Source organism: Novosphingobium sp. TK71, assembly GCF_055361505.1.
Genome location: NZ_JBSZKA010000001.1, coordinates 1447422 through 1466532 on the forward strand (window position 1 = coordinate 1447422; position 19111 = coordinate 1466532).

The window sequence follows — 19111 nt, forward strand, 5'->3', positions numbered from 1 at the left end:
TATTATGAATTAATACGAGACAATTATGAATAGCGATTTTGAACGCCACAGACACAAACCACAAACCGGATACAATCGATTGATCTCATCGCGCCATGAGAATTAATATGCGTGCCAAGTCCACTCAAACCGAATGCCGATACTCTTCGATAGCCGTCATGGAACGAGGTGTGAGCAGCCGCAGGTGGTATCGAATGCAGTCGGGCCAGCGGCCCGAAGTGTGGGCCCGCCATGCTATCCATCTGATTTAATGAGCGAACAGTCCCAGGTCTCGCCACCTAGCTGTCTGGTTGCGACACATCATTGGGACATGGTAAATGGGGCCATCGCAGATCACGCGTGGCGCTTTTCCGCTCTTGCTGATGAGGTTTCGTGATGGTGCAAATACATCCCCAAGCCCGGACCACACCTGCTGTACGCGCGGAAATTGCTCGTTCGGTTGAGCCTGCCAGCGTCGTGGCCAAGCGCTATGGCATCAGCGACGAAACCGTGCGCAAGTGGCGCAAACGTGGAGACCAGGCGGTCCAGGATCGCTCGAGCCGGCTCAAACGACTGGCGTGGCGCATGAGCGGGGAAGAACGCGCGATTATCTGCGCGGTACGTCGGGCCACTGGTTTCCCCCTGGATGATCTCACCTTCGTGCTTCGCCACTTTCTGCCGCACCTCAATCGCGACAGCATCTATCGAGTACTCAAGGCTGAGGGGCTCAACCGCCGCCCGCCCAAGCCTGCAGTGCAGCCGCGTAAAGGGCAAGGCAGTTTCAAAGACTATGATCTGGGTTTCGTGCACATCGATGTAAAACATCTGCCCAAGCTGCGCACCGCGGACGGCGAGATCCGCAAGCGCTTCCTGTATGTGGCCATCGATCGCTGCTCACGGTTCGTCTATCTCGGCGTCTACGACGCCGAAAATGCCGCAAATGCCATCACCTTCTTCAAGGCTGCCAGAAAGGCCTTCCCGTTCCGCATCACCCACGTCCTGACGGACCGGGGATCCTGCTTCACAGCTGATGATTTTGAACGCGCCTGCGCGCAGCTCAAAGTCATTCATCGCACGACAAAGCCTTATACGCCGCAAACCAACGGTATGGTCGAACGCTTCAATGGCCGTATTGCCAGCGAGGTATTGGGAATCAATGTTGCCCGCCACGCCGATCTCGAAATCCTGCTGACCGGCTTCAACCGCGCTTACAATCGACGACGACAACGCGTGCTCCAAGGCAGCTCACCGCGCCAGAGGGTAGGAGAACGGATCGGGCTGAGACCCGCGCTCGCCAATCCTCTTTACAAGCCATCGGCACCCGACGATCTTATGGTGCAAGTCGACGATATCTTATTTTATGCCAATGATGTGTCGCAACCAGACACCTAGCAGGCCGCAGCCAGGAGGTGACCAGTAATGCATCCGGATTGACCGTATGCCGCGGGCCAAACAAGGGCCGCACGCATCGATCGCCGGACCGTATCGGTCATGCTCTCCCGTCCCGGTTGCTCGCCAGTTGCCTTGCCCTTTCCGAAGCGTGCCGCCAGCGCCCAGGCGTCATTCCTACTCGCTTCGCGAACGCTTTCGTCAGATGACTTTGGTCGCCAAAGCCGCACTCCAATGCAATTTGCGCGAGTGGCAGCGTGGTCTCCTGCATGAGCGTACACGATTTCTCGATGCGCCGTTCGAGCAGCCACGCATAGGGCGATGTCCCTATCGTCTCGGTGAAAGCCCTTATGAAATAGCATAGCGAAAGGCGGCATACGTCGGCGACGGCGACAATGGATACCGGCTGCGAGAGTCCGGATCTAAGAAGACAGAGCGAAGCATTCACTTGCCAGCAGGCCAGCCTTGGACCGCGGCTTTCCTTTTGCGTGACGTGCTGGCCCTGGCACAGCGCCGCCAGCGGGGCGCTTGCCGCCTCGGCCGATGAATATGCGTCTTTCGGGTATACGGATGAGCCAGCACGAGAAGAGCGAACGCCATCGACCGTGCTCCTTGCGAGCAAACTATCCGAAGCCAAGCCGTGGGATGACGGGCGAACTGCTGGCGGACCATTTGCTCTTACGCCGCGCACCGGTGAGTTTGGTCCGGAACTGGCATGAGCCAAAGCGTCAGGCGCACCGCCTTTTCGGCGCGCTTTCACACGTTCTCAGTCGCCACGGCGACCTCCCGAGGGTTGCAAGCGTCAATCTTCCCACCGTGAGACGATGTCACGCTTCGCGACCACCACCGGCCGGATGCGGCTAGTGCCGCGCCCCACAACGGAGGAAGTCCAGTAATACCCGATTAGAGACAACTGCAGGTCGCGGATTGCGGCCTTCGTGGCGAAAAAATTTCCAGACAGGAATTAGCCTTTCATCGGCTTTGGCGGTTTTCTGCGGGAAAGTGGCGAACCGAACGGAAAACTGCGGCGAATTGCGCCCAGCAGTTAGGCCTGCTGGTTCAAACCGCGTTTCCCGCTCAGCCGTGTTCGCGATCGATGTTTCGGAGGCGGCGGTATGAGCCGTTGGCCAGAAATCGAGTATGACGAATGCTACCCAGTGGACGAGGATTTCGTCGAGTGGGGCGCAGTCACTTCACCAAAGCTGGACATGGCCAAGGCGGGGGAATGGCTGCTCCGGGAACTGCCCCGCGCGGCCGAGCACATGTGCTGCTCCTGCCGCGTCCGGAAGGGCAAGAACAGCTTTGGTGAAGCTGTCCTGCTGATCGAGTTCAGCACGTCGGGATGGTCGGGGGGCGAAAGCATCATCCGGCTTATCGAGCGGCGCGTGGATCTAAGGCAGCACATGCTGAGCTGGCGCCGAGGTGGGCACTATGTTTTCGAGGTCAAGGCGCCGCCTCCCCGGCCGATATCCGAGGTCCGCGCCCAAGCATGGGCTACTCGTCGCGCCAAGTATGGTGAGCGCGGCCACCATGGGAGTTATTCGCGATGACCATGCCTGAGACCACCCAGAGCGATCTTGTCGAGCGGCTGCGGGACTATGCGCCGAGCGATGGCATGTTCATTCGCTGCCATAACCCTGGCAGCATCTGCTGTCAGAAGCCGCCGAGTGAGACAGGTGCCTTCATGACGGATATCCAGAAAAGCACGCCCGAAGATCTTCGCCGAGAAATCACCCGCCTGCTGGACGGCAAGGGGCATTTTGCCGGCGCCGATTACCGCGCGTTCACCCCGGCCCCGCCCGACCCGCGCCTGCGTGAAAGCGGCAGGACGCTGCCACCGGCCGAGCGCGGCGCCTTCGGCCGATGGCTCGTCCGCCAGACCGAGGCTACGGGTTTGCTGGCGAACCTCGTGAAGGCCGCCCGGGCGGATCGCCAGTTCCCCCTCGATGGCGATCCCGAAGCGGTTCGAAAGCGGCTTAGCAACTGCGGCGCCGATGGCGATATATTCGAGGCCGTCGAGGAAACTGAACTCGACTGGCTGAGCTACTGACCAGCGAGCCAAGGCGTTACCGGCCATGCGCTACAACAAGGACGGATACCACGAGCCGTCATCGATCAAGGAAGCCGCCCTGTTCTGCTGTGCGGTGGTTCCCGTGTGCAAATGCGGGTACCGCTGTTCCTTCGATCCGTGGGGCCTCTGGTATCATTTCGAGCGTTACCGATGGGACGGCGCGTTCTCGGCCGCCAAGGCTCGCTTCTGGTGCAGGGTATGTGCATCCAGGGAAAAATCGAGCGCCGCAAAGAAGCGAGTTCGGCCGATCCGCTTCGATCTAGAACGGCCGCAGAAACCCGATGTCTGCCTGCCCACGCCACCCGATCATGAATGGCGGCGGGTAGTCAGTCGCACACGCTGCTAATGGAGCAGTAAGGCCGCCCTGCATGCTGCAGGACGGCCTTTGGTACCAAGGGACCTATCGGGGGAGGACAGGCCCTTGGGGGAATCGCCGCATCTGTGTGCGTTCAAAGTGATAATCTGCTGGCGATAACAGGTCCCGTTCATTTGGAATACATGGGTTAACGCGTTTTAATGGGGCTTCTCCTTATGAGAAACCCGGGGGGGCGTATTATGACGTTAGTGCCGCAGCCGCTTCGCTGCCTGTTCAACAGGCACGCCGTTGCCAAAGATCAAGTTCAATGGGATGGCACCCACTATCACAGCCATTGCTTGCAATGCAGGCGAGCGGTCCGACGTGAAAAGCGGGGCATTTGGAAAAGAGATTGGCTGAGGCCGAAAAGCTAGGCTGCCTGGTCCGCCCTCGCGAGCATCGCTCTCCCTCGAAATAGCCTGAGAGTGACAGGCGCTCCCAATTGAGATGCATTCCGCCACAGTTGGCTATCAGCTGACCTTTTTGAAGTGGTTGGGGGCCGGCGGCTTCTCCCCAGCGCCGTCCGCTTTTTTTAGGTCGATGCCGACGATCGCCGCATGAAGGATGGTCCAGGCAATATGGAGACCTTCGATCAGCGGGCGCGCCGGGAAGGTGTATGCATCGACGAGATTGCGCGCTCCGTTGGGCCCGATTTCAATTTCAGCCCCGTCGATGAAGCCGGAGTTTCCGCCGATGAGCCCGAGCCGAATCGTTTCGCGGATCTCGGTCACCATTGCGGTGCCGACGCCCAAATATACGGGATCGTCGCCGGCCGTGCCGAGCCCGGCGCCCATCGCATCGTACATGGCGAACACCGACTTCCCGCCGCATTTCCGCTCCAGCTCGATCACATGAGGCAGGGCAAGCCAGAACGAGTAACGGCCATCAGCAAAATCGAGTTCGACCCGAGTGTCCGGCATTACGGCGCGACGGTCCAGGTCAACAGGCCTTCGCCTTCAAGGGTAACCTCGGTCGTGCCGCTGTCGCCGTCTTGCGCATAAGCCTGGTTGCGGGTCGTCAGGATCGCGGTGCCGCCATAGGTGCCCATCAGCTCGCCACCGTCGGTGCCGTCGTCCTTGTACAGTTCGACCTCGTAGACCTTGCGCACGCCGAAAGCGTCGGTCCATTCGGTTTCGAGGTCGATGTTGTCATTGCCGGAACCGGTAACCTGCCACGAGGAGCCGGTGACCCGCAGCTTTCGGGTGCCGGGGCGGTTAGGTTTGGCGCAGTCGCGGCGATAGCGCTCGCTGGTCTGGGCGGTGCGGTTGATATTCACACCCTCGATGCCGCACAGCAGCGTCATCACCACCGGCGGGCCGTCAGCAGTCTTGATCTTGATGAGGGCGAAGTCGGCGCTATTCGGCTCGGACACGGGCAATCTCCAGCATGGCTTGCCGGAGGGTAGAACGCTTCAGTCTTCGGCCTTACCGCCGTCAATGGCGTGGATCCGAGCGCGGGCGCGGTCGGCGTTCCAATCAGAAAGTTCCGGCGCCGAGGCTTGGACGATAAGGCAGCGCAGCGCATGCGCCGCTTCCTCATCACCCTCGCGGTCGAGGCGGTCGGCCGCTTCCGAAATGTCTTCGGGGTCCACCGCCTCTGTGCGGATCATCTGCGTGAGGAAGGCGCGCAGCATGCACTCGGCGAGAGGGGCGTCCATCGCCAATCATCATACCAGCAGAAAGGGGTGCCGCAAGGCACCTGCCCATAAAGTCCTTAGTTGCCGCGGTATGTTGAGTACCCAAACGGGCTTACCACCACCGGTACGTGGTAGTGTCCTTGGGCATCGGTAACCCGGAAGACGAGGTCTATCTCAGGGAAGAACGGTTCTGCGCCGACGCCTGGGTATTTGGACATATCAAACTGGAGCTTGTAGACACCCGGGGCGTGATCGGCAGAGGCACCAAAGCTGCGCACTCGACCGTTTTCATCGGTCTGCGCGCGCCCGGCCTCTGACCATTTGCCACCGCCCTCGGACTTGTAGAGTACAACAGGCACCCCGGCGCCCCCGACGCCCCGCGCTAGATCGAGGACATGGGTCGAGATCTCCGAAGCGTGCGCTATGTTTGGCGACAAAGCGGCGAACGTGAAGGCAGCTGCGTACTTTAGTTTCGTCATGAAGGGGCCTTGGTCATTTGGTTAAGGACAGGAACGAGCATCTAGACGATGTAATGGTTCCTCCTCTTGAGCGGGAGCCGTTAACCTAGGTATGCCTTCGCCACGATGAATGCGATCCTGTGCCAAGCGTCTGCTTCCGCCCCGTCGCGCATCAGGCGGGACGAGCGGACAGTGAAGCGATAGCGCCGAGAGCTGACGGTGACGGCGTGGTTGTGGATTGCCTCTACGACTGCGCTATTCAGCCGCGCGGCGTGGTCTTTTGCCGTCTCGATCATTGCGCCGGCCGGGTTGGCATCGACGAATCGGGGCTTGGCGAAGCTGTGAAGCATGAAGCTGACCTCGGCGCGGGCAGTGCAGCCGCGCCCAGCCGGGATCGACTGCGTTCCGTCTAGGCGGACAAACGGCCATTCCGGCGCTTCGGCGACGGGATCGATCGATGTCTTTGCCACTATGTCCAGCAGCGCGGCATTTGCCTTCAGGCTGATGACGGCGGCGCGCTCAGCCGGTCGCAGCAGGTCGCTTGGCACGCGGTTTTTCCTCCTTCTTCAATGCGCCGGCCTTCCTGGCGGCGGTGACAACGGCATCCGTCACCTCGATCTCGACGTTGGGCGGATAGCGCGCCTCGCGGTTGTTCCCCAGCGGGTGCCGGAACTCACGAGCGAAGGTCACCGTCTGCATTAAGAATCTCCTGACTTGCTCTGGCGCACGACCTTATCGACGGCGCGGCGAACGAGCTGTTCGACCTCTTTCCTTTTAGCGTCACGGGCAGGGGCCATGTACGGCCGGGCGGCCATTTTCGATGTGCCGAACTCCAGATCATCCGCGTAGGGCGCGTGGCTGCTGACTTCGACGACAAGCGGGGCCGTCTGGTTTTTCTCGATGCTCCCGGCCAGCGTCCCGGTGTCGTTGTTCGGTGCCTGACCGGGCGCCGAAGGTACGTGCTTCTTGCCGCTGACCGCTCCGGCGGTGATGCTGATTTGCGCCTCGACCTGGATCATTTCACCGGCGGCAAACAGGGCCTTTCCGACCTCGCGGACCATCTTCTCCCCTGATAGCTTCTTGAGGCGGTTTGCGTGGGCCTTGGCGCCTATGAGCCGAGACTTAGGCACGGCGGCCGCGTCCGACCCATCCGGCAGCGGCAGTGTCCCGCTCGATCAGTTCGACCGACCAGATGCCAGCATGAGGGCCTTCAGTGATCTGGATCCGCGCCTCGGTGTTCAAGGTGCCCTCCAGCGTGTCGGTGAGGACGATGAAAGCGGCGTCTGTTTCCACGTAACCCTCGGCCTCGCGCATGCGCTGGGTGGCCGTGTCGATCTGCGCTTGGCAGGCTCGATAGGAGACACCGCCCGGCATAACGATCGAACCGCCGTCACCGTAGACCGGGGCAATCTGCTCGATCACGCGCGCAGGCCAGTATGGCCCACCGATCAGCGACGAGAAGCCAAGGCCGATCTCTGCGAAGGCTGCGGGCAGGTTCATCAGCAGGGCAACCCGGTGAAGCCGACCAAGCGCGGGCCACCGAACAGGCGACGCTGGATCTCGGCGAACTGCTGGCCGTATGGGGTCGCCTGATATCCACCCTTGGCGTGCTGAGCGACGACGCTGTCAGACAGGGTCGCGCTGAAAGTGCCGCTCTTGAAGCTGGTCGCGCCGGTCGCAGCGAGCGTCCCTGTTCCAGGGGCCAGGCCCACGCCGTTGAGCGCGAGCAGGTGGGCGGTCAGTAGCTCGGTCGCATCCTGCTGCTCGTAGCCGTAGTTCTCGCCGACGCGCGCCTCGGCCTTGGTTGCCCAGGCGGCGTAAGGCTCTGCGGTCAGCGTGGAGAACGCCGGGTAGGTTGCTTGGAATTGGGCGAGCGGGAGGCGAGCGTAAGCCATACTGCAAAACGCCGGGAAGGATCGGGGAAATTACCGCAATCAGCATGGAGCAAGCGCCGGTGGTGCCCAGACACTCACCGGCGCCCCCTTGGTGCGACCCGACGGGGTATGCGTCCAATATAGAACCGATGATAACGATTTTATACGAAAACATTGTAACAGGCGTGTATTTGTGCACACTTCTGGCAGATTGCGATATACCAAAAAAATACCCGGCCTAAAAAATAGGCCGGGTAGTTTTTTTTGAGATTTCGCTTTCGCTCATCCCTTCGGGTCGCCATGTATTGCTGCGCTAAACAGCAGTGGATGACAAGCGGTTTCATCGTCCCATCCTCGAACAATCATTCCCGGTCGATTCTCGGGAACTTTCTGGAGGGGCAATCGTTTAGGCGACCCTCAATCCTGCGTTTCAAGGAAAAGGGCCGCCGCGACAATGCGAGGCGGCCCCATCGTTTGACGAAAGCAATAGGATCAGAGCTTAGGCTCGTTCGCCAATTCGATGGCGGCGAGGATGTCGTCCTTCTTGGTCGCCTCGCCCAAGTCGATGCCGTTCGTTTCAGCGAAGACCTTGAGTTCCGCCATCGTCATCTTCGAAATGTCCGGCGCGTCCACATCCTCGTAGCCCTCGTCGTCGAGCAATTTGGCCTTCAGCCCCTCGACTTCGCCGATGGGCTGGGAAACGTGGATCGTGGCTGTATCGCCAGGCTCCAGCAGCTTAACCCCATCGGGAGTTTGGAAGGCATTCGCGCGGAAGTCGTTGTTGGTCACTTTGTACTTCATGCCTCAGGTCCTCGTGCCACGGGCGATGAGATCGGGCCGCTGGTTGAAGGACAGCGGGTAGCTGTAGAGTTCGCCGCGCGACCATGCTGCGCGCTGGAGGTCCGGGATGTTCAGGGCGTAGATGTCCTGACCAGGCGTGTTGACGTAGGGTCCGAACTCGGCGGGGGCCATCGCCTTCTTGAACACGTCGTGCGCGCCGACGGGGAAGAAGATAGCATTGTCCACGCCGACAGCGATGGTCGAATTGTCGTCGGTGCCCTGGTAGTTGTGGCAGGTGATGCCGCCGTACTCGAAGTCGCCGAAGCTGATGTTGCCGCGGAGGTCAGCGGCGGCCGACCAGTTCAGGTAGGTTTCGCGCACCTGCGGGTGGTTGATCAGCGCGTCGTAGAACGCATCGCCGACCAGAGCATGCACCTTGTCGCCGGGGTGAAGGCGCCCTTCGATGCCCGCTTCATCAAGCGGATAAGCTGCGCGCACTTGCCGCGCACGTCGGTCGTGTCGACGTTCAGTGCGAAGCTGATTGCAGCAGGCTGGGCCACACCGAAGGCCGTGTAATAGTTATAGATGACGGTGGTGCCGTCAGCGTCAAGCAGCAGGCCTTGCAGCGCGCCGAGGCGGTGGAACTCGTGGGTCAGTTCCATATCATTGCGGACGCGGGACATCCGGCGCAGGTACTCGCCCTGAACCGACTGAAGTTCCGTCTGCGATCCGAAGGCGCGGATGCCCTGAACCTCTTCCGCGTAGATCGTGAACCCCTTGGCGAGGCGCGTGGTCTTGAGCGGCACGGCATCGCGATTGTCGCGTACCAGTTCGGCGGGCGGCGCGCCGACCGGCGACGAGGGGATGAGTGCGAGAGTCGCGCCCCGGCGATCAACCCAGATGTCGCGGGTGTTGACAGGCATTGCGTCAAACAGGCCAAGCTGCCCGAGAAGCTGCGGGTTGAAGTCCATCTTGTCGAATGATGCCGAGCGCGTCGAGGGCCGCGTTGGCGATTGCGATGGCTGCGGCGTCAGCGCCCGCTGAATAGGTGAGGTGAGCCCCCACCACCTGCGCATCGCGCGAGACGATGGTGCGCTTGGCCGTGCCGACGACGCCCTCGAAAAGGATGCCCGCCACAGTCTGCGAGCCATCCGATGCACCGGGTGCATGGCGGACGAAATTCCCGCCGGCGGTCAGCTTGCCGAGCAGCGTGCCAGCGAAGAGGCCGGGGGCTGCGCCGCCCGCGACCGTAACCTGGTCGCGCGAGCGATACATGCCCTGCGCCTCCGAAATCAGGAATCCAGCGGTGTGGATGCCCTCGGCCCAGCGACTGAACACCGTTGTCCTCGACCTTCGCGTCCTTCGTCAGGACCGCGAACGAGGCGGCGATCTGGTCGGCGGTCCAGCCCTTGGCGGCATCGCCCATCTGCTTCGAGACGGTGGACGACATGATCGCGGCTTCATCCATATCGTCGGAGACGGTGACGCCCAGGGCCTTGGCCTTGCCAGCGGTGATGAGCAGCGCCTTGCCCGCGTCGCGCAGCTGGGCGGGGGTCGGCTTCGCGTCCTTCACCTCCTGCTCAAGCGTGGTGATCTTCGCGTCCTTGGTCTGGCCCTCGGCGGTGAGGGTGGCGACCTGGGTTTCGAGACTCGCGACCTTGCCGTTGGCAGTGTCACGGGCGGTCATGAGGGTGGTGATGGTCGTAGCGGCGATGTCCGCGTTCGACACGTCGACGGAAAGCCCGTCGATGAGAACGATCTTCGGCACAGGGCTCTCCTGAGTGAGTGAATCGAGAAGGTTGGTGGGAAGGGTGTCGCAGATGGCGAACACGTCCTTGATGGCGCATTCGGAACCGGCGCGGCCGCGATCGACGAGCGCAACGTGATTGCCGGTAATGGACTTCTGCCGGGCTTGGCACTTAGTGCCGTCCGCTGCAGTGAAGTCGCCGAATTCGAGGTCGCTGCTGTAGCCGTTGCTCAGCTCGCGCTTGCCGCTCTCGACCTTGGCAATGGCCTCGGCGTCTGTCAGCAGCAGGTCGAAAGCGAGGTAATCGCCGTCGCGGATCGCGCCCATGATCGTGCCGCGCGCGTGATCGCGCCAGTTCTCGGTCGTGACGGGGGCGGCGGGGTGATCGTCGGTGACCGGCTTGCCGATGAAGCTGCGGACGGACTTCTCGTCGAAGACGGTGCCGTCGTTGCGGAGCACGTTGACTAGCGCGGTGTCGCGCAGGCCGTGCTTGTTGTCCGGATCTACCTCGGAGCGGCCGTACTGATACACGCCAGTGCGCGCCGCGCGTGCGCGAACGCGCCATGGCGCCGCCTTCGATCCGGCGGGGTGCGTCAAGGGTGAGGCTGTCCTGAAATTGCATAGCCGGGACGGTAGGATGAGCCTTAGGTCGACTTTACCGCGCTCGAAGTGTGCCAGTATGAAGCGGTGACGATCTGGAACGCGACTCCACAAGTGTTATTATTCAGAATGAAAACGTATCGGAGGATTTATTATGGCACATCTATTTCGGTGGGACGGTACTTATGATGGATACACCAGCGGCGTGAACATATTCGACGAGCGAGGGAATTACCGCGGCTACCTCGAAGGCAATGATGCCTGGGGAAGCGACGGACATTATCTCGGGCAATTGGTCAATGACGCTTACATCCAGCGCCAGACCTCGGCCATGCCACGTCTTCCCCGCCTCCCCCGCCTCCCCCGAATTCCGCCTATTCCGCCACTGCCGCCCCTACAGCCCCTGCCAAAGTTGCCGCAGATGCCGCGGATTGGTTATCAAGACGCTTGGTGAGCTAATCGAACTTCACGACAGCCTGCGACCGGCACGCGCAGCAGGGCAGCCGCCCCGGCAGATTCTGCGGTGCCCTCGCATCGGCGCGTGCCTGGTCGCGACTTACTGCTGCGTCCGACGGACCAGCGACCAGTCGTATCCCAGTGCCTTCACCCGCGACTCTAGGCTCGAAAGCAGTTCAGCACTGGGGCGGGCGTCACGAGTGAGCACCCAGAGGTACCGGCCCGATGGTTCTCCGACGATCGACCATTCGTAATCATCGCCATGATCCAGGACCCAGTAATTGCCGAAGAATGGTCCGAAGAACGACACCTTCAGCTTTGCGTTTGTCGCAGCGTCCACAATCTTGGCCTTACCTATGGATTCCTTCCATTTCCCCTTGCGAAGGCCGCGGTTGACGACCTTCAAAGTGCCGTCGTCATTGAGCGAGTAATTCGCATTGACGCCTTCCATATCCTTCTGGAACGAGGCTTCGTAGCGGTACTGCTCGTACCAGCGGCCTATGTAGCGGCTCACATCAACCGGCTTGGCTGGTGGGGGAACTGCATTGTTCCCTACTGGTCCCGGCCGAGGGATGGCAGCGCAGGCCCCGAGCAAGAGTGTGGTCCCTGCTACCGCGATGGCGATCGTTGTCTTTCGCATGAAAGCTCCTGTGTTCTCACGCCTGATAAGCGACAGGAGCGGAATCGGTTTCAATAATCGCAAGACGGACACCATTGTCTAAGCGAACTTGATGACCGCCTGGGATCTGCAGCCGCAATAAGGAAGCCTTCCCGGCAAATCCTGCGGCGCTGTGTCATCGGTGTATTCCTTCCCATCCCGCGCCTGGTGATCCGCGCGCGGGTGGGCCTTTCGACTATGCCGCCAGATCCACGTATCAATGCCCGCTTCCCGGCGGCGCTCGTCGGCCATCGATGACGTGAGCTTGTTCAGCTAGTCCGAGGCAATGCGAATCGACCGGCCCCGGCCAAGCGCCGTGGCCTCGCTGATCGACTTGGCCACATCGCGCGCGGGCGTCCGGCTCAGCGGGCCATCGAACACGGCGCTGCTGATGCGCTAGCGTGTCTGGTCGGACACATTGCGCACCAGGTCCGTGTTCCACCCGATCGTGGTTTCGAGCGTGGCGCGCATGTCGCCAGCACCGATAATCGTCTCAAGATCGACGCCGGTGGCCGACAGGACCGCGCCGCGCCATTTGCCACGTTGCCAGCGCTCCACCTTCAGTGCCCAGCCGCGCAGTTCCGGCGTCAGCAGCAGGAGCAGCCGGTTCACCTGCTCTGCAGCGCCATCGATCTCGGCCTTCACGTCTGCCGGGGCGTCAGTGGTCATCTCCGCGACGGTGCGCGCGTAAGCATCGCGATGCGATCTGCACTGGCTGTCCACGCATCCGCCACAGGTTTATACACAGACCTATGCAAGTTCGTTGCCAGCACGGCCGGGGGCGCAATATCTCGCAGGACGATGCTCTTGCGGCGGATGCCGGGGTTTGCACGGCGAATGATGGTGGCGAGGTCGTATTTTATTGAACCGGCGCACCTCCTGGGCTATACCGAGGACAGGATCGCTCCACGTTCAGGCGCAGTGGCTGGGGCTTTGCATCAGCCGGGGCGGTCCTAGACATTTTCCCACATCGTAACCAACGCCAGCTTCCCGGATCGTTCGCCTACGCGCTCGATCAGCGTGTAATCGCGGCTACCAATCGAGAAGTCCGAGCGGATGCGCAGGCCGGCGCCGTGGCCTCGCTGGCCCTGTGAACGGATTAAGTGCGCGTTTGCGGCGTGCGTCGCGTAGCTCTTCAGCACCGACTTGCTTGGCGGAGTGCGGCCGCCCTTCGAGAACTTGGAAGCGTGGTTCAGGCCGTCGGGACTGGCCTCTCGCAGCAAATGGCCCACTTCCATCCCAGTCTGCTGCTTGATGAGGGCTGCATTGAGGATCGGGACAGTAGGAAGCGCAGAGGTGAAACCGCCGATGTTTTTGGGGGCGAACTGCCCACCCCGGCGAGATCCCGCCGGATATCGGTTCGAATTTGAGTCTTCAAAAGGGAGCCCGCCGGTCGGCACACCCCCATCTGCGGTAGCACGGCGGGAGGGCGCGGAACCCCCGCCGCCGGCTAGATTGGGATCACCTCCTTCGGCCTGAATGGCAGACGGGTCAGTCCCGTCGTCGTCCGGGGTCAACCCGAACCTCTCGTTTTCGGGGATCTCGGCGAGCGCCTGATCGAGACCGGGGATATACTCTCGCTCGGTCATCAAGTTCTGGAGGCCCTTCGCGAATGCCTCGTCGGGAATCGCGCCGGTGGCCTGTAGCTTGGTCACCGCGTCCATGGTGACGTTGAAGGTGTCCGCCTCTTCCTTCTCGGTCGGGACCGAGAGCGGGGCGAACTTCCATGTCACCTTGGCCGGATCTGCGCCTGCCGAGCGCATCAGGAACGGGTCCAGCTGCTCAAGACAAGGCCGGGTCTCCAGCTTTTGACCAGAGACGACCGCCTTGTTCCAGTTGTCCATGTCGTGCTGGCCGGTGGCGTTCATGCCAGCGGGGGAGCGGCCTATAAGGCGCGTGAAAGGGATGTCGGACACGGCGGAGACGCGCTGGTCGAAGGCATCCATCATCGCCGGGATGCCTGTCCAGGTTACCTGATAGTCGGTGATCGTCTCGCCCGCGTCGTCTTGGCCTCCCGAACAGCGATAGACCGTGGCGTTGAGGCTGCTCTCGCCCAGCGCTATGACCTCGATGCGCTTGTTCAGTTGCTCCGGGTCTCGGCTGTCGAGGTCGGGGATACCGATGCGCAGGAGCTTGGCCTTGCGGGCCAGGGCGGCGAACCACGCCTGCGTCTCGTCGGAACGGGTATCCGACGGCCTTGCCCTCTGCGTAAACGTCCTTCACGTCATCGCCGACGCCCTTCTTTTCTTCCTCAAGGCGCTCGATCCGCTCAATCAGGAGGCGGAGGCGATCATCGGTGGTTTCGGCCATGGTAGATGGTCCTTTCAAAGCATCAGGGGTTCGTCGCGGGCGCGATCAGCAATCCAGGCAGACCGGCCGGCGGCGGCGGAATCGAGAGAGAGAGAGAGAGAGAGAGTTGTGCGGCGGCCAGCTCAGCCTGTTCGGCGGCGATCTTCGCCTTCGCGCGGTGGACGCGTTTTTCAGCTAAGCGCACGAGGGTTTCGTGATCGTCGAGGCTGGCAGGGCCGGACATCAAGCCGCCGGGCGCAGCTTCGCGAGCTGAGCCTCGATCGCGTCGCGGGCGAGTTCAAGGGTGCTGCGGTTGGCGCGCACTTCCTCGTGGTCGACAACGCCGTCTTCCAGGGCAACCGACAGCGCGAGAGCGGCTTTCAGGATGGCGGACTGGCCAGCGTAATCGCAGTGGGCGCCCGGGCGGCTGCCCTCGACGAGATCGCGGATCGGACCGATGGAGCGGCCATTCCACTCCCGCCATGCAGCGAGCAGCGAAAAACCCGACATGTCGGAGAAGTCGCCGTTGCAGTAGGCCTCGGCTCGGTCACCGCTCTTGCCGATAACCCGGCCCATGTCGGCATAGGTCAGGCCGTCCTCTTCCTTGATGGAAGCAAGAGTCTCGGAAATCTTGTCCCGAACAGACGACGCGGAAAAGACAGGGCGGGTGGGGGTGGATGTGCGGTTCACGGTCAGATTACCTCACGCTCATGAGCGAAGTGGTTCAAATCGATGGGAAGACTCGCCCGGCCTTGGAGGGGGGTGTGGGCTTCAGACCGGGCGGGCAGGATAGTCGCCGGGCGGGCGACGGTTGGGACGGGTACGAGCCCAGCAAACACCAAATCGGTACGTCGGGCACGCCGCTTTGACGCATCGGCTGCTCGACACGGACCCGGAGTGGTTCTGAGAGCCGGTTGCGTTCGGGCAGGATGGCCTCCCGGCGCTGGACCGCAACGGTGGCCTCTGGATCAGGCTGACCGTGCTGGGTGTGACCCGCCTGTGCTACGGCGACGCCGACGGCAAGCAGGGCGGCAACGCGATCAAGGAAGCCATCGGCGATGCGCTCCGCAATGCCGCCATGCGCTTCGGCGCCGCCCTGGACCTTTGGCACAAGGGCGACCTTCACGGTGACGACGGCGATCATGCTGAGGAAACCGGCAAGCCGCAGACGGACGCCCGGCAGAGCGCTCCCGATCGGATGCCTGCTGACGCGCTGGAAAAGCTGAACAGCTTGCTCCGCGCCACGAAGACCGCCGTCGACACCCTGACCGATCATTATCGGGTCAAGGATCTGCGCGACCTCAACAGCTGCCAGTACAACGAGGTGATCGACCGCCTCGAACAGCGCCTTGCCGAAGCGGCGAAGGCCGAAGCCAACCGCACAGCCACCGGCAACGACATTGCCGACGACGAAATCCCTTACTGAGAGGCGACCGAACCATGATGTACAAGTCGAGCAAGGGCGACAAAGAGATCGCCTCGATGCCGCTCTCCTACGCGAAGAACGCGCTTAACAAGCTGATCCGCAGCGAGCCGGAGCGGAAAGTTGAGATCGATGCACTCCAGGAGCATGTCGACCGCCTGACGGCCTAGGCCGAGGCGAAGGTTCTGGCCGGTGGCGATGACGCCAATCCGCGCGCGGTGATCGGCGGAAACCATCCGCCCGAAGAAACCCCGGCGCCGAAGGTAGACGGTCGCGTCGCGATCGACACACATGTCGCCGACCTGCTGCACGCCATGCTGTCCGACATCAGCCGGGCAAAGCCGATGGGCCGCAACCTCAAGCCTGAAATATGGAAGTGCCTGTTCCTCGACGCGATGGGCCACCAGGCGAACTGGGTCCCCTCGCTCGACGGCGATGGTGTCGTGAACACCGGCTTCCGTTCCTCCCGCCTCACCGTCGCTGAGATGAGCGACATGATCGAAAGTCTGTACGCCTTCGGCGCCGAGCACGGTGTCGAATGGAGCGAACCCGCTGAAAGGCACGCCGCATGAAACCCCACCACCTAGAACTGCGCGTTGACCCGACAGACGGCGGCGTGGGACGCGCTCATGCCATGGAGGTAACGGCATGAGCCACTTCAATGCATCTGGGGCGCTCGCCCTTTCAGCTAACTGCCCGAAGCGAGGGCGGCGTCACCTTTCTCACAGAATTGGCAGCGACCTTCATTGCTTCCAGTTCGTCAAGGTAGCCGGTCAGCCTGTGTTCGCCCAGTTCCAGAGCATGTGCACGTCCCATGTCCTGCAGTTCGCGCAGACAGTCCTCCGCCTCGTGCCGATCAAGTCGCGAAAGCAGGTTGGCCAAGATGTGGCTGATGGCGAACTGTGCGCCCTCAAATTCAAGCGCAGCTCGTTCCAAATTTTCTATCCGAGGCGTCATTTCCGTAACCATAGTCATTGTCTCTCCGAATGTGGGAACATTTGTGCACATTGGCGACCGCGGCTATTTTTCGTTAGGATAGGCGGGATAGAGTTAAGCGATTATTATCATCGATTAATAGCGTTGACCGATTACAAAATTGTCATAGCTTCACGCGGCTGTGTTTTCGGCAGCCTCGTCGAACATGGCGATCTGTCGCCGGTGACCCAGCCGGGCATGCAGCGCGCATCGGAGGTATCAAGCGCCGCCCCCTCTCAGATCGAGGAGGGGTGAGCATGGGCGACATGATCGACGGCTTCCGCGACATGAAGGCAATCAAGCAAGCCGAGCGAAAGGTATTCGGCCTGCCATGCCCTGTGTGCGTGGAGAAGCTCCCACGCGCTCAGCCCAAGCGCTTGCAGCCGGGCCAGAGCTGCCAAGCCCACAAGCCCCATTATCGTGATCATCGGGAAGAGCCGACCGTCGCCGAATACAACGAGCGCATGGCTGCTGCTGGCATCGACATCCGCAAGCTGGAGGTATCCAATGCCTAACACCCGCACTGAGCATACGCCGGAAGCCGTGGAGCTCGTCGCGCTCCGTCAGGCGCTGAAAAACCTCCTCGACGCTTGCTATCAGGCAGACGGCATGGAAGAGTTGCCCTGCTGCATCGACGGCTCGCTGCTCGACGAGGCTGATGCTGCGCTGGAAATGCAGTATCCGGTTATCTGGACGGAAGAGCAGGTTGCAGCGCTGGTAGCCCGTCAGGAAGACGGGACCTTGCACCCGTATACCTGCGGCGGTGAACGCTCGGATTACGCGCACACCTTCCATGCAGAGGAAGCTGGCGAGGAGCCGGGCCAGCTTTACCCGACGACGCGAGGTTGGCGCTGCCCAGCCTGCGATTACCGGCAGTTCTGGTCTCATGAAACTGGCAGCCCGGCAGATCAGAATATCCCCGGAGACCCGGCATGAAGACCCTCGCCACACAGGTCACCCAGATCGTGCAGCCCTACACCCTGCACCCTGTCAAAGACGATTCCACCTTCGAAAAACTCCACCTCACCGACGTAGAGCGCGACTCCATTGCTCTCGATATCGAGAACACCCTCGGAATCCATGTGTGCGACAAGACCGCACGCGGATGGCAGTCGGTGGGGGGATGTGGTGCGCTGTGTTCAGGGGCGGATGATTGGGGAGGTGGCATGCCCCCCCATAGCATCGCCCGCTGGCCTGCAATGATGGGCCGAAAGACCGCGATGGAATACCTCGATGTGGGCGAGACCGCATTCGAGGGCGAAATCGCTGCCGGTCGCATCCCTGAGGGGATCATGTTCGGCGGGAAGCCCCACTGGCGCCGTGACGCGCTCGATAAGGCTTTGGCCATCATTTCCGGCGAACTGGTCACCGACCACATCGCTCGTTTCGAGGAGCGCAGGCGTGGTAAGGCTGCCTAAACTGAAATACGTGAAATTCACCCGGTCGAAGGGGAAGATCTACGCCTACTTCGACACGGGGAGAAAGAAATCCAACGGTGAGCCAATTCGATTGCCGCTCCCGCCGTATGGCACGGTCGGATTCTACGATAGCTATTCGTCATTCCTCGGCGCGCGAACCAAGCGCATGGCCAATGTCCCCACGATCGCCAGCGTGGCGGAACTCTACCAGAACAGCGACGACTTCAAGGATCGGTCAGAGGGCACCAAGAAGGTGTACCGAATCACCCTGAAGAAGGTCCTGGCAGAATTTGGGGAGTTCCCCCTGGAGGACGTGACCCGCAAGAGAGTCTACGACGTGCTTGATGAAATTCCAGGGCCAGCCTCCAGAAACCTGTTCGTGGCCATGCTGGGTGTTCTTTTCCGCTACGCCCGCTCGCGCGACATGACCGAAGCGAACCCGATCAAGGATATCCGGCAGGCGAAGACAGGCGAGCACGAGCCATGGCCCGACGATCTACTCACCGCTGCATTGGCGGCGGACGAAGCTATGATCCGTCTGTCTGTCCATCTGCTCAATTTCACCGGCCAGCGCCTAGGCGACGTTCTCAAGCTGCGCTGGTCAGACATCCGCGGCGGCAATGTCGTGATGACCCAGCAGAAGACGGCCAAACCTATGATCATCCGCATGCACCGCGATCTGATTGCTGAACTCGATCAGGCGCCGCGCCTTGGAATGACGATCATCAGCCATGCAACCGGCAAGCCGGTGGGCGCTGACTTCCTGCGGAACCTCCTGAAGGGGTTCGCTGCAAAGCTTGGGCATTCTGTTGTGCCGCACGGTCTCCGCAAGAACGCGGTCAACAGCCTCTTGCGCGCCGGATGCACCATCCCTGAGGTACAGGCCATCACGGGGCAGAGCGTCGAAATGGTAATGCACTATGCCAAGCAGGTCGATCAGGGCGTTTTGTCGGAGGCGGCCATCATCAAATTGGAGCGAGGAAACAGATCGTGAATCCGCAAA

At 61.5% G+C, this 19111-nt stretch carries 33 protein-coding genes and 2 pseudogenes; 12 read left to right on the forward strand and 23 right to left on the reverse strand.

Going from position 1 to position 19111, the window contains the following annotated elements; all coding sequences use genetic code 11:
* Nucleotides 1-375 precede the first annotated feature (375 nt).
* Nucleotides 376-1371, forward strand: a complete 996-nt coding sequence (locus ACXJ16_RS22345; RefSeq protein ID WP_463922050.1) for an IS481 family transposase — start codon at nt 376-378, stop codon at nt 1369-1371.
* Nucleotides 1372-1468: 97 nt separating this feature from the next.
* Here ACXJ16_RS22345 and ACXJ16_RS22350 read toward each other — a convergent pair whose 3' ends face one another.
* A complete protein-coding gene (locus tag ACXJ16_RS22350; protein ID WP_443478379.1) occupies nt 1469-2128 on the reverse strand; it encodes a helix-turn-helix domain-containing protein in 660 nt (219 codons plus the stop codon).
* Between the two features lie 355 nt (nt 2129-2483).
* Here ACXJ16_RS22350 and ACXJ16_RS22355 point away from each other — a divergent pair, with 355 nt between their 5' ends.
* Genes ACXJ16_RS22355 through ACXJ16_RS22365 form a run of 3 tightly spaced genes read left to right on the forward strand, consistent with a single transcriptional unit; the run spans nt 2484 to nt 3785 of the window.
* A complete protein-coding gene (locus ACXJ16_RS22355) occupies nt 2484-2918 on the forward strand; it encodes a hypothetical protein (RefSeq protein ID WP_454798512.1) in 435 nt (144 codons plus the stop codon).
* A complete protein-coding gene (locus tag ACXJ16_RS22360; RefSeq protein WP_463922052.1) occupies nt 2915-3418 on the forward strand; it encodes a hypothetical protein in 504 nt (167 codons plus the stop codon). The genes ACXJ16_RS22355 and ACXJ16_RS22360 overlap by 4 nt, the downstream gene beginning before the upstream one ends.
* Nucleotides 3419-3443: 25 nt before the next feature.
* On the forward strand, nt 3444-3785 hold the full coding sequence (locus ACXJ16_RS22365) for a hypothetical protein (RefSeq protein WP_463922053.1): 342 nt from the start codon (nt 3444-3446) through the stop codon (nt 3783-3785).
* Nucleotides 3786-4264: 479 nt separating this feature from the next.
* Here the strand turns inward: ACXJ16_RS22365 and ACXJ16_RS22370 are convergent, their stop codons facing one another.
* The 14 genes and pseudogenes from ACXJ16_RS22370 to ACXJ16_RS22435 all read right to left on the reverse strand — a co-directional run.
* Entirely contained in the window at nt 4265-4714 is a 450-nt protein-coding gene (locus ACXJ16_RS22370) for a GTA-gp10 family protein (RefSeq protein ID WP_463922055.1), read from the reverse strand.
* Entirely contained in the window at nt 4714-5166 is a 453-nt protein-coding gene (locus ACXJ16_RS22375; protein ID WP_324699786.1) for a hypothetical protein, read from the reverse strand. The genes ACXJ16_RS22370 and ACXJ16_RS22375 overlap by 1 nt, the downstream gene beginning before the upstream one ends.
* Nucleotides 5167-5205: 39 nt before the next feature.
* Nucleotides 5206-5451, reverse strand: a complete 246-nt coding sequence (locus ACXJ16_RS22380) for a hypothetical protein (RefSeq protein ID WP_324699787.1) — start codon at nt 5449-5451, stop codon at nt 5206-5208.
* 56 nt (nt 5452-5507) lie between these two features.
* Nucleotides 5508-5909 (reverse strand): hydroxyisourate hydrolase, encoded by a 402-nt coding sequence (gene uraH / locus ACXJ16_RS22385; RefSeq protein WP_324699788.1) that lies wholly within the window; start codon nt 5907-5909, stop codon nt 5508-5510.
* Between the two features lie 80 nt (nt 5910-5989).
* Nucleotides 5990-6436 carry a tail completion protein gp17 gene (gene gp17, locus ACXJ16_RS22390; protein ID WP_185999954.1) on the reverse strand — a complete coding sequence of 149 codons (447 nt, stop codon included), beginning with the start codon at nt 6434-6436 and terminating at the stop codon, nt 5990-5992.
* A complete protein-coding gene (locus ACXJ16_RS22395; RefSeq protein WP_185999955.1) occupies nt 6408-6587 on the reverse strand; it encodes a hypothetical protein in 180 nt (59 codons plus the stop codon). The genes gp17 and ACXJ16_RS22395 overlap by 29 nt, the downstream gene beginning before the upstream one ends.
* Entirely contained in the window at nt 6587-7018 is a 432-nt protein-coding gene (locus ACXJ16_RS22400) for an HK97-gp10 family putative phage morphogenesis protein (protein WP_185999956.1), read from the reverse strand. Before ACXJ16_RS22400 ends, ACXJ16_RS22395 begins: the two co-directional genes overlap by 1 nt.
* Entirely contained in the window at nt 7011-7388 is a 378-nt protein-coding gene (locus ACXJ16_RS22405) for a hypothetical protein (protein ID WP_185999957.1), read from the reverse strand. Before ACXJ16_RS22405 ends, ACXJ16_RS22400 begins: the two co-directional genes overlap by 8 nt.
* Nucleotides 7388-7783: a DUF4054 domain-containing protein gene (locus ACXJ16_RS22410; protein ID WP_463922057.1), complete on the reverse strand. Its 396-nt coding sequence runs from the start codon at nt 7781-7783 to the stop codon at nt 7388-7390. Before ACXJ16_RS22410 ends, ACXJ16_RS22405 begins: the two co-directional genes overlap by 1 nt.
* Nucleotides 7784-8254: 471 nt before the next feature.
* A complete protein-coding gene (locus tag ACXJ16_RS22415) occupies nt 8255-8563 on the reverse strand; it encodes a hypothetical protein (RefSeq protein ID WP_463922058.1) in 309 nt (102 codons plus the stop codon).
* Between the two features lie 3 nt (nt 8564-8566).
* Nucleotides 8567-8977, reverse strand: a complete 411-nt coding sequence (locus ACXJ16_RS22420) for a major capsid protein (protein WP_463922060.1) — start codon at nt 8975-8977, stop codon at nt 8567-8569.
* On the reverse strand, nt 8938-9513 hold the full coding sequence (locus tag ACXJ16_RS22425) for a major capsid protein (RefSeq protein WP_463922061.1): 576 nt from the start codon (nt 9511-9513) through the stop codon (nt 8938-8940). The genes ACXJ16_RS22420 and ACXJ16_RS22425 overlap by 40 nt, the downstream gene beginning before the upstream one ends.
* On the reverse strand, nt 9470-9817 hold the full coding sequence (locus tag ACXJ16_RS22430; RefSeq protein WP_463922062.1) for a head decoration protein: 348 nt from the start codon (nt 9815-9817) through the stop codon (nt 9470-9472). The genes ACXJ16_RS22425 and ACXJ16_RS22430 overlap by 44 nt, the downstream gene beginning before the upstream one ends.
* Before the next feature lie 616 nt (nt 9818-10433).
* Nucleotides 10434-10820, reverse strand: a pseudogene (locus ACXJ16_RS22435) (DUF2213 domain-containing protein); the annotation flags it as partial.
* Nucleotides 10821-11043: 223 nt separating this feature from the next.
* Here ACXJ16_RS22435 and ACXJ16_RS22440 point away from each other — a divergent pair.
* Nucleotides 11044-11343: a 4-fold beta flower protein gene (locus tag ACXJ16_RS22440; RefSeq protein WP_463922064.1), complete on the forward strand. Its 300-nt coding sequence runs from the start codon at nt 11044-11046 to the stop codon at nt 11341-11343.
* Nucleotides 11344-11445: 102 nt separating this feature from the next.
* Here the strand turns inward: ACXJ16_RS22440 and ACXJ16_RS22445 are convergent, their stop codons facing one another.
* The 7 genes and pseudogenes from ACXJ16_RS22445 to ACXJ16_RS22475 form a co-directional block, all read right to left on the reverse strand.
* On the reverse strand, nt 11446-11985 hold the full coding sequence (locus ACXJ16_RS22445; protein ID WP_324699797.1) for a lipocalin family protein: 540 nt from the start codon (nt 11983-11985) through the stop codon (nt 11446-11448).
* A 78-nt stretch (nt 11986-12063) separates the two neighbouring features.
* A complete protein-coding gene (locus tag ACXJ16_RS22450; RefSeq protein WP_463922066.1) occupies nt 12064-12255 on the reverse strand; it encodes a putative phage head morphogenesis protein in 192 nt (63 codons plus the stop codon).
* Between the two features lie 144 nt (nt 12256-12399).
* Complete coding sequence (locus ACXJ16_RS22455; protein ID WP_185999963.1) at nt 12400-12672, reverse strand: hypothetical protein; 273 nt, start codon at nt 12670-12672, stop codon at nt 12400-12402.
* Nucleotides 12673-12956: 284 nt separating this feature from the next.
* Nucleotides 12957-14153 (reverse strand): anti-CBASS protein Acb1 family protein, encoded by a 1197-nt coding sequence (locus ACXJ16_RS22460; RefSeq protein ID WP_324699950.1) that lies wholly within the window; start codon nt 14151-14153, stop codon nt 12957-12959.
* Between the two features lie 34 nt (nt 14154-14187).
* Nucleotides 14188-14313 (reverse strand): annotated as a pseudogene (locus ACXJ16_RS22465) (GapR family DNA-binding domain-containing protein); the annotation flags it as partial.
* 22 nt (nt 14314-14335) lie between these two features.
* Nucleotides 14336-14536 carry a hypothetical protein gene (locus ACXJ16_RS22470; protein ID WP_463922068.1) on the reverse strand — a complete coding sequence of 67 codons (201 nt, stop codon included), beginning with the start codon at nt 14534-14536 and terminating at the stop codon, nt 14336-14338.
* Entirely contained in the window at nt 14536-14982 is a 447-nt protein-coding gene (locus ACXJ16_RS22475; protein WP_463922070.1) for a hypothetical protein, read from the reverse strand. The genes ACXJ16_RS22470 and ACXJ16_RS22475 overlap by 1 nt, the downstream gene beginning before the upstream one ends.
* A 289-nt stretch (nt 14983-15271) precedes the next feature.
* On the opposite strand from ACXJ16_RS22475, the gene ACXJ16_RS22480 reads away from it, so the two are divergent.
* The 3 genes from ACXJ16_RS22480 to ACXJ16_RS22490 are packed head-to-tail and all read left to right on the forward strand — an operon-like array spanning nt 15272 to nt 16287.
* The gene (locus ACXJ16_RS22480; RefSeq protein WP_463922072.1) at nt 15272-15718 is read left to right on the forward strand and encodes a hypothetical protein; all 447 of its coding nucleotides are present in this window, start codon (nt 15272-15274) and stop codon (nt 15716-15718) included.
* A 14-nt stretch (nt 15719-15732) separates the two neighbouring features.
* Nucleotides 15733-15885, forward strand: coding sequence for a hypothetical protein (locus ACXJ16_RS22485; RefSeq protein ID WP_185999966.1), 153 nt, complete (start codon nt 15733-15735; stop codon nt 15883-15885).
* A gap of 48 nt (nt 15886-15933) precedes the next feature.
* A complete protein-coding gene (locus ACXJ16_RS22490; RefSeq protein WP_324699799.1) occupies nt 15934-16287 on the forward strand; it encodes a recombination protein NinB in 354 nt (117 codons plus the stop codon).
* A 112-nt stretch (nt 16288-16399) separates the two neighbouring features.
* Here ACXJ16_RS22490 and ACXJ16_RS22495 read toward each other — a convergent pair whose 3' ends face one another.
* Nucleotides 16400-16690, reverse strand: a complete 291-nt coding sequence (locus tag ACXJ16_RS22495; protein WP_324699800.1) for a hypothetical protein — start codon at nt 16688-16690, stop codon at nt 16400-16402.
* A 257-nt stretch (nt 16691-16947) separates the two neighbouring features.
* Here ACXJ16_RS22495 and ACXJ16_RS22500 point away from each other — a divergent pair, with 257 nt between their 5' ends.
* From ACXJ16_RS22500 to ACXJ16_RS22515, 4 genes are read left to right on the forward strand one after another with little or no spacing between them, the layout of a single operon-like run.
* On the forward strand, nt 16948-17205 hold the full coding sequence (locus ACXJ16_RS22500) for a hypothetical protein (RefSeq protein WP_185999969.1): 258 nt from the start codon (nt 16948-16950) through the stop codon (nt 17203-17205).
* Nucleotides 17198-17626, forward strand: a complete 429-nt coding sequence (locus tag ACXJ16_RS22505; RefSeq protein ID WP_463922075.1) for a hypothetical protein — start codon at nt 17198-17200, stop codon at nt 17624-17626. Before ACXJ16_RS22500 ends, ACXJ16_RS22505 begins: the two co-directional genes overlap by 8 nt.
* Nucleotides 17623-18108, forward strand: coding sequence for a hypothetical protein (locus ACXJ16_RS22510; protein ID WP_463922077.1), 486 nt, complete (start codon nt 17623-17625; stop codon nt 18106-18108). The genes ACXJ16_RS22505 and ACXJ16_RS22510 overlap by 4 nt, the downstream gene beginning before the upstream one ends.
* Nucleotides 18092-19102 (forward strand): tyrosine-type recombinase/integrase, encoded by a 1011-nt coding sequence (locus ACXJ16_RS22515; RefSeq protein WP_463922079.1) that lies wholly within the window; start codon nt 18092-18094, stop codon nt 19100-19102. The genes ACXJ16_RS22510 and ACXJ16_RS22515 overlap by 17 nt, the downstream gene beginning before the upstream one ends.
* Nucleotides 19103-19111 lie beyond the last annotated feature (9 nt).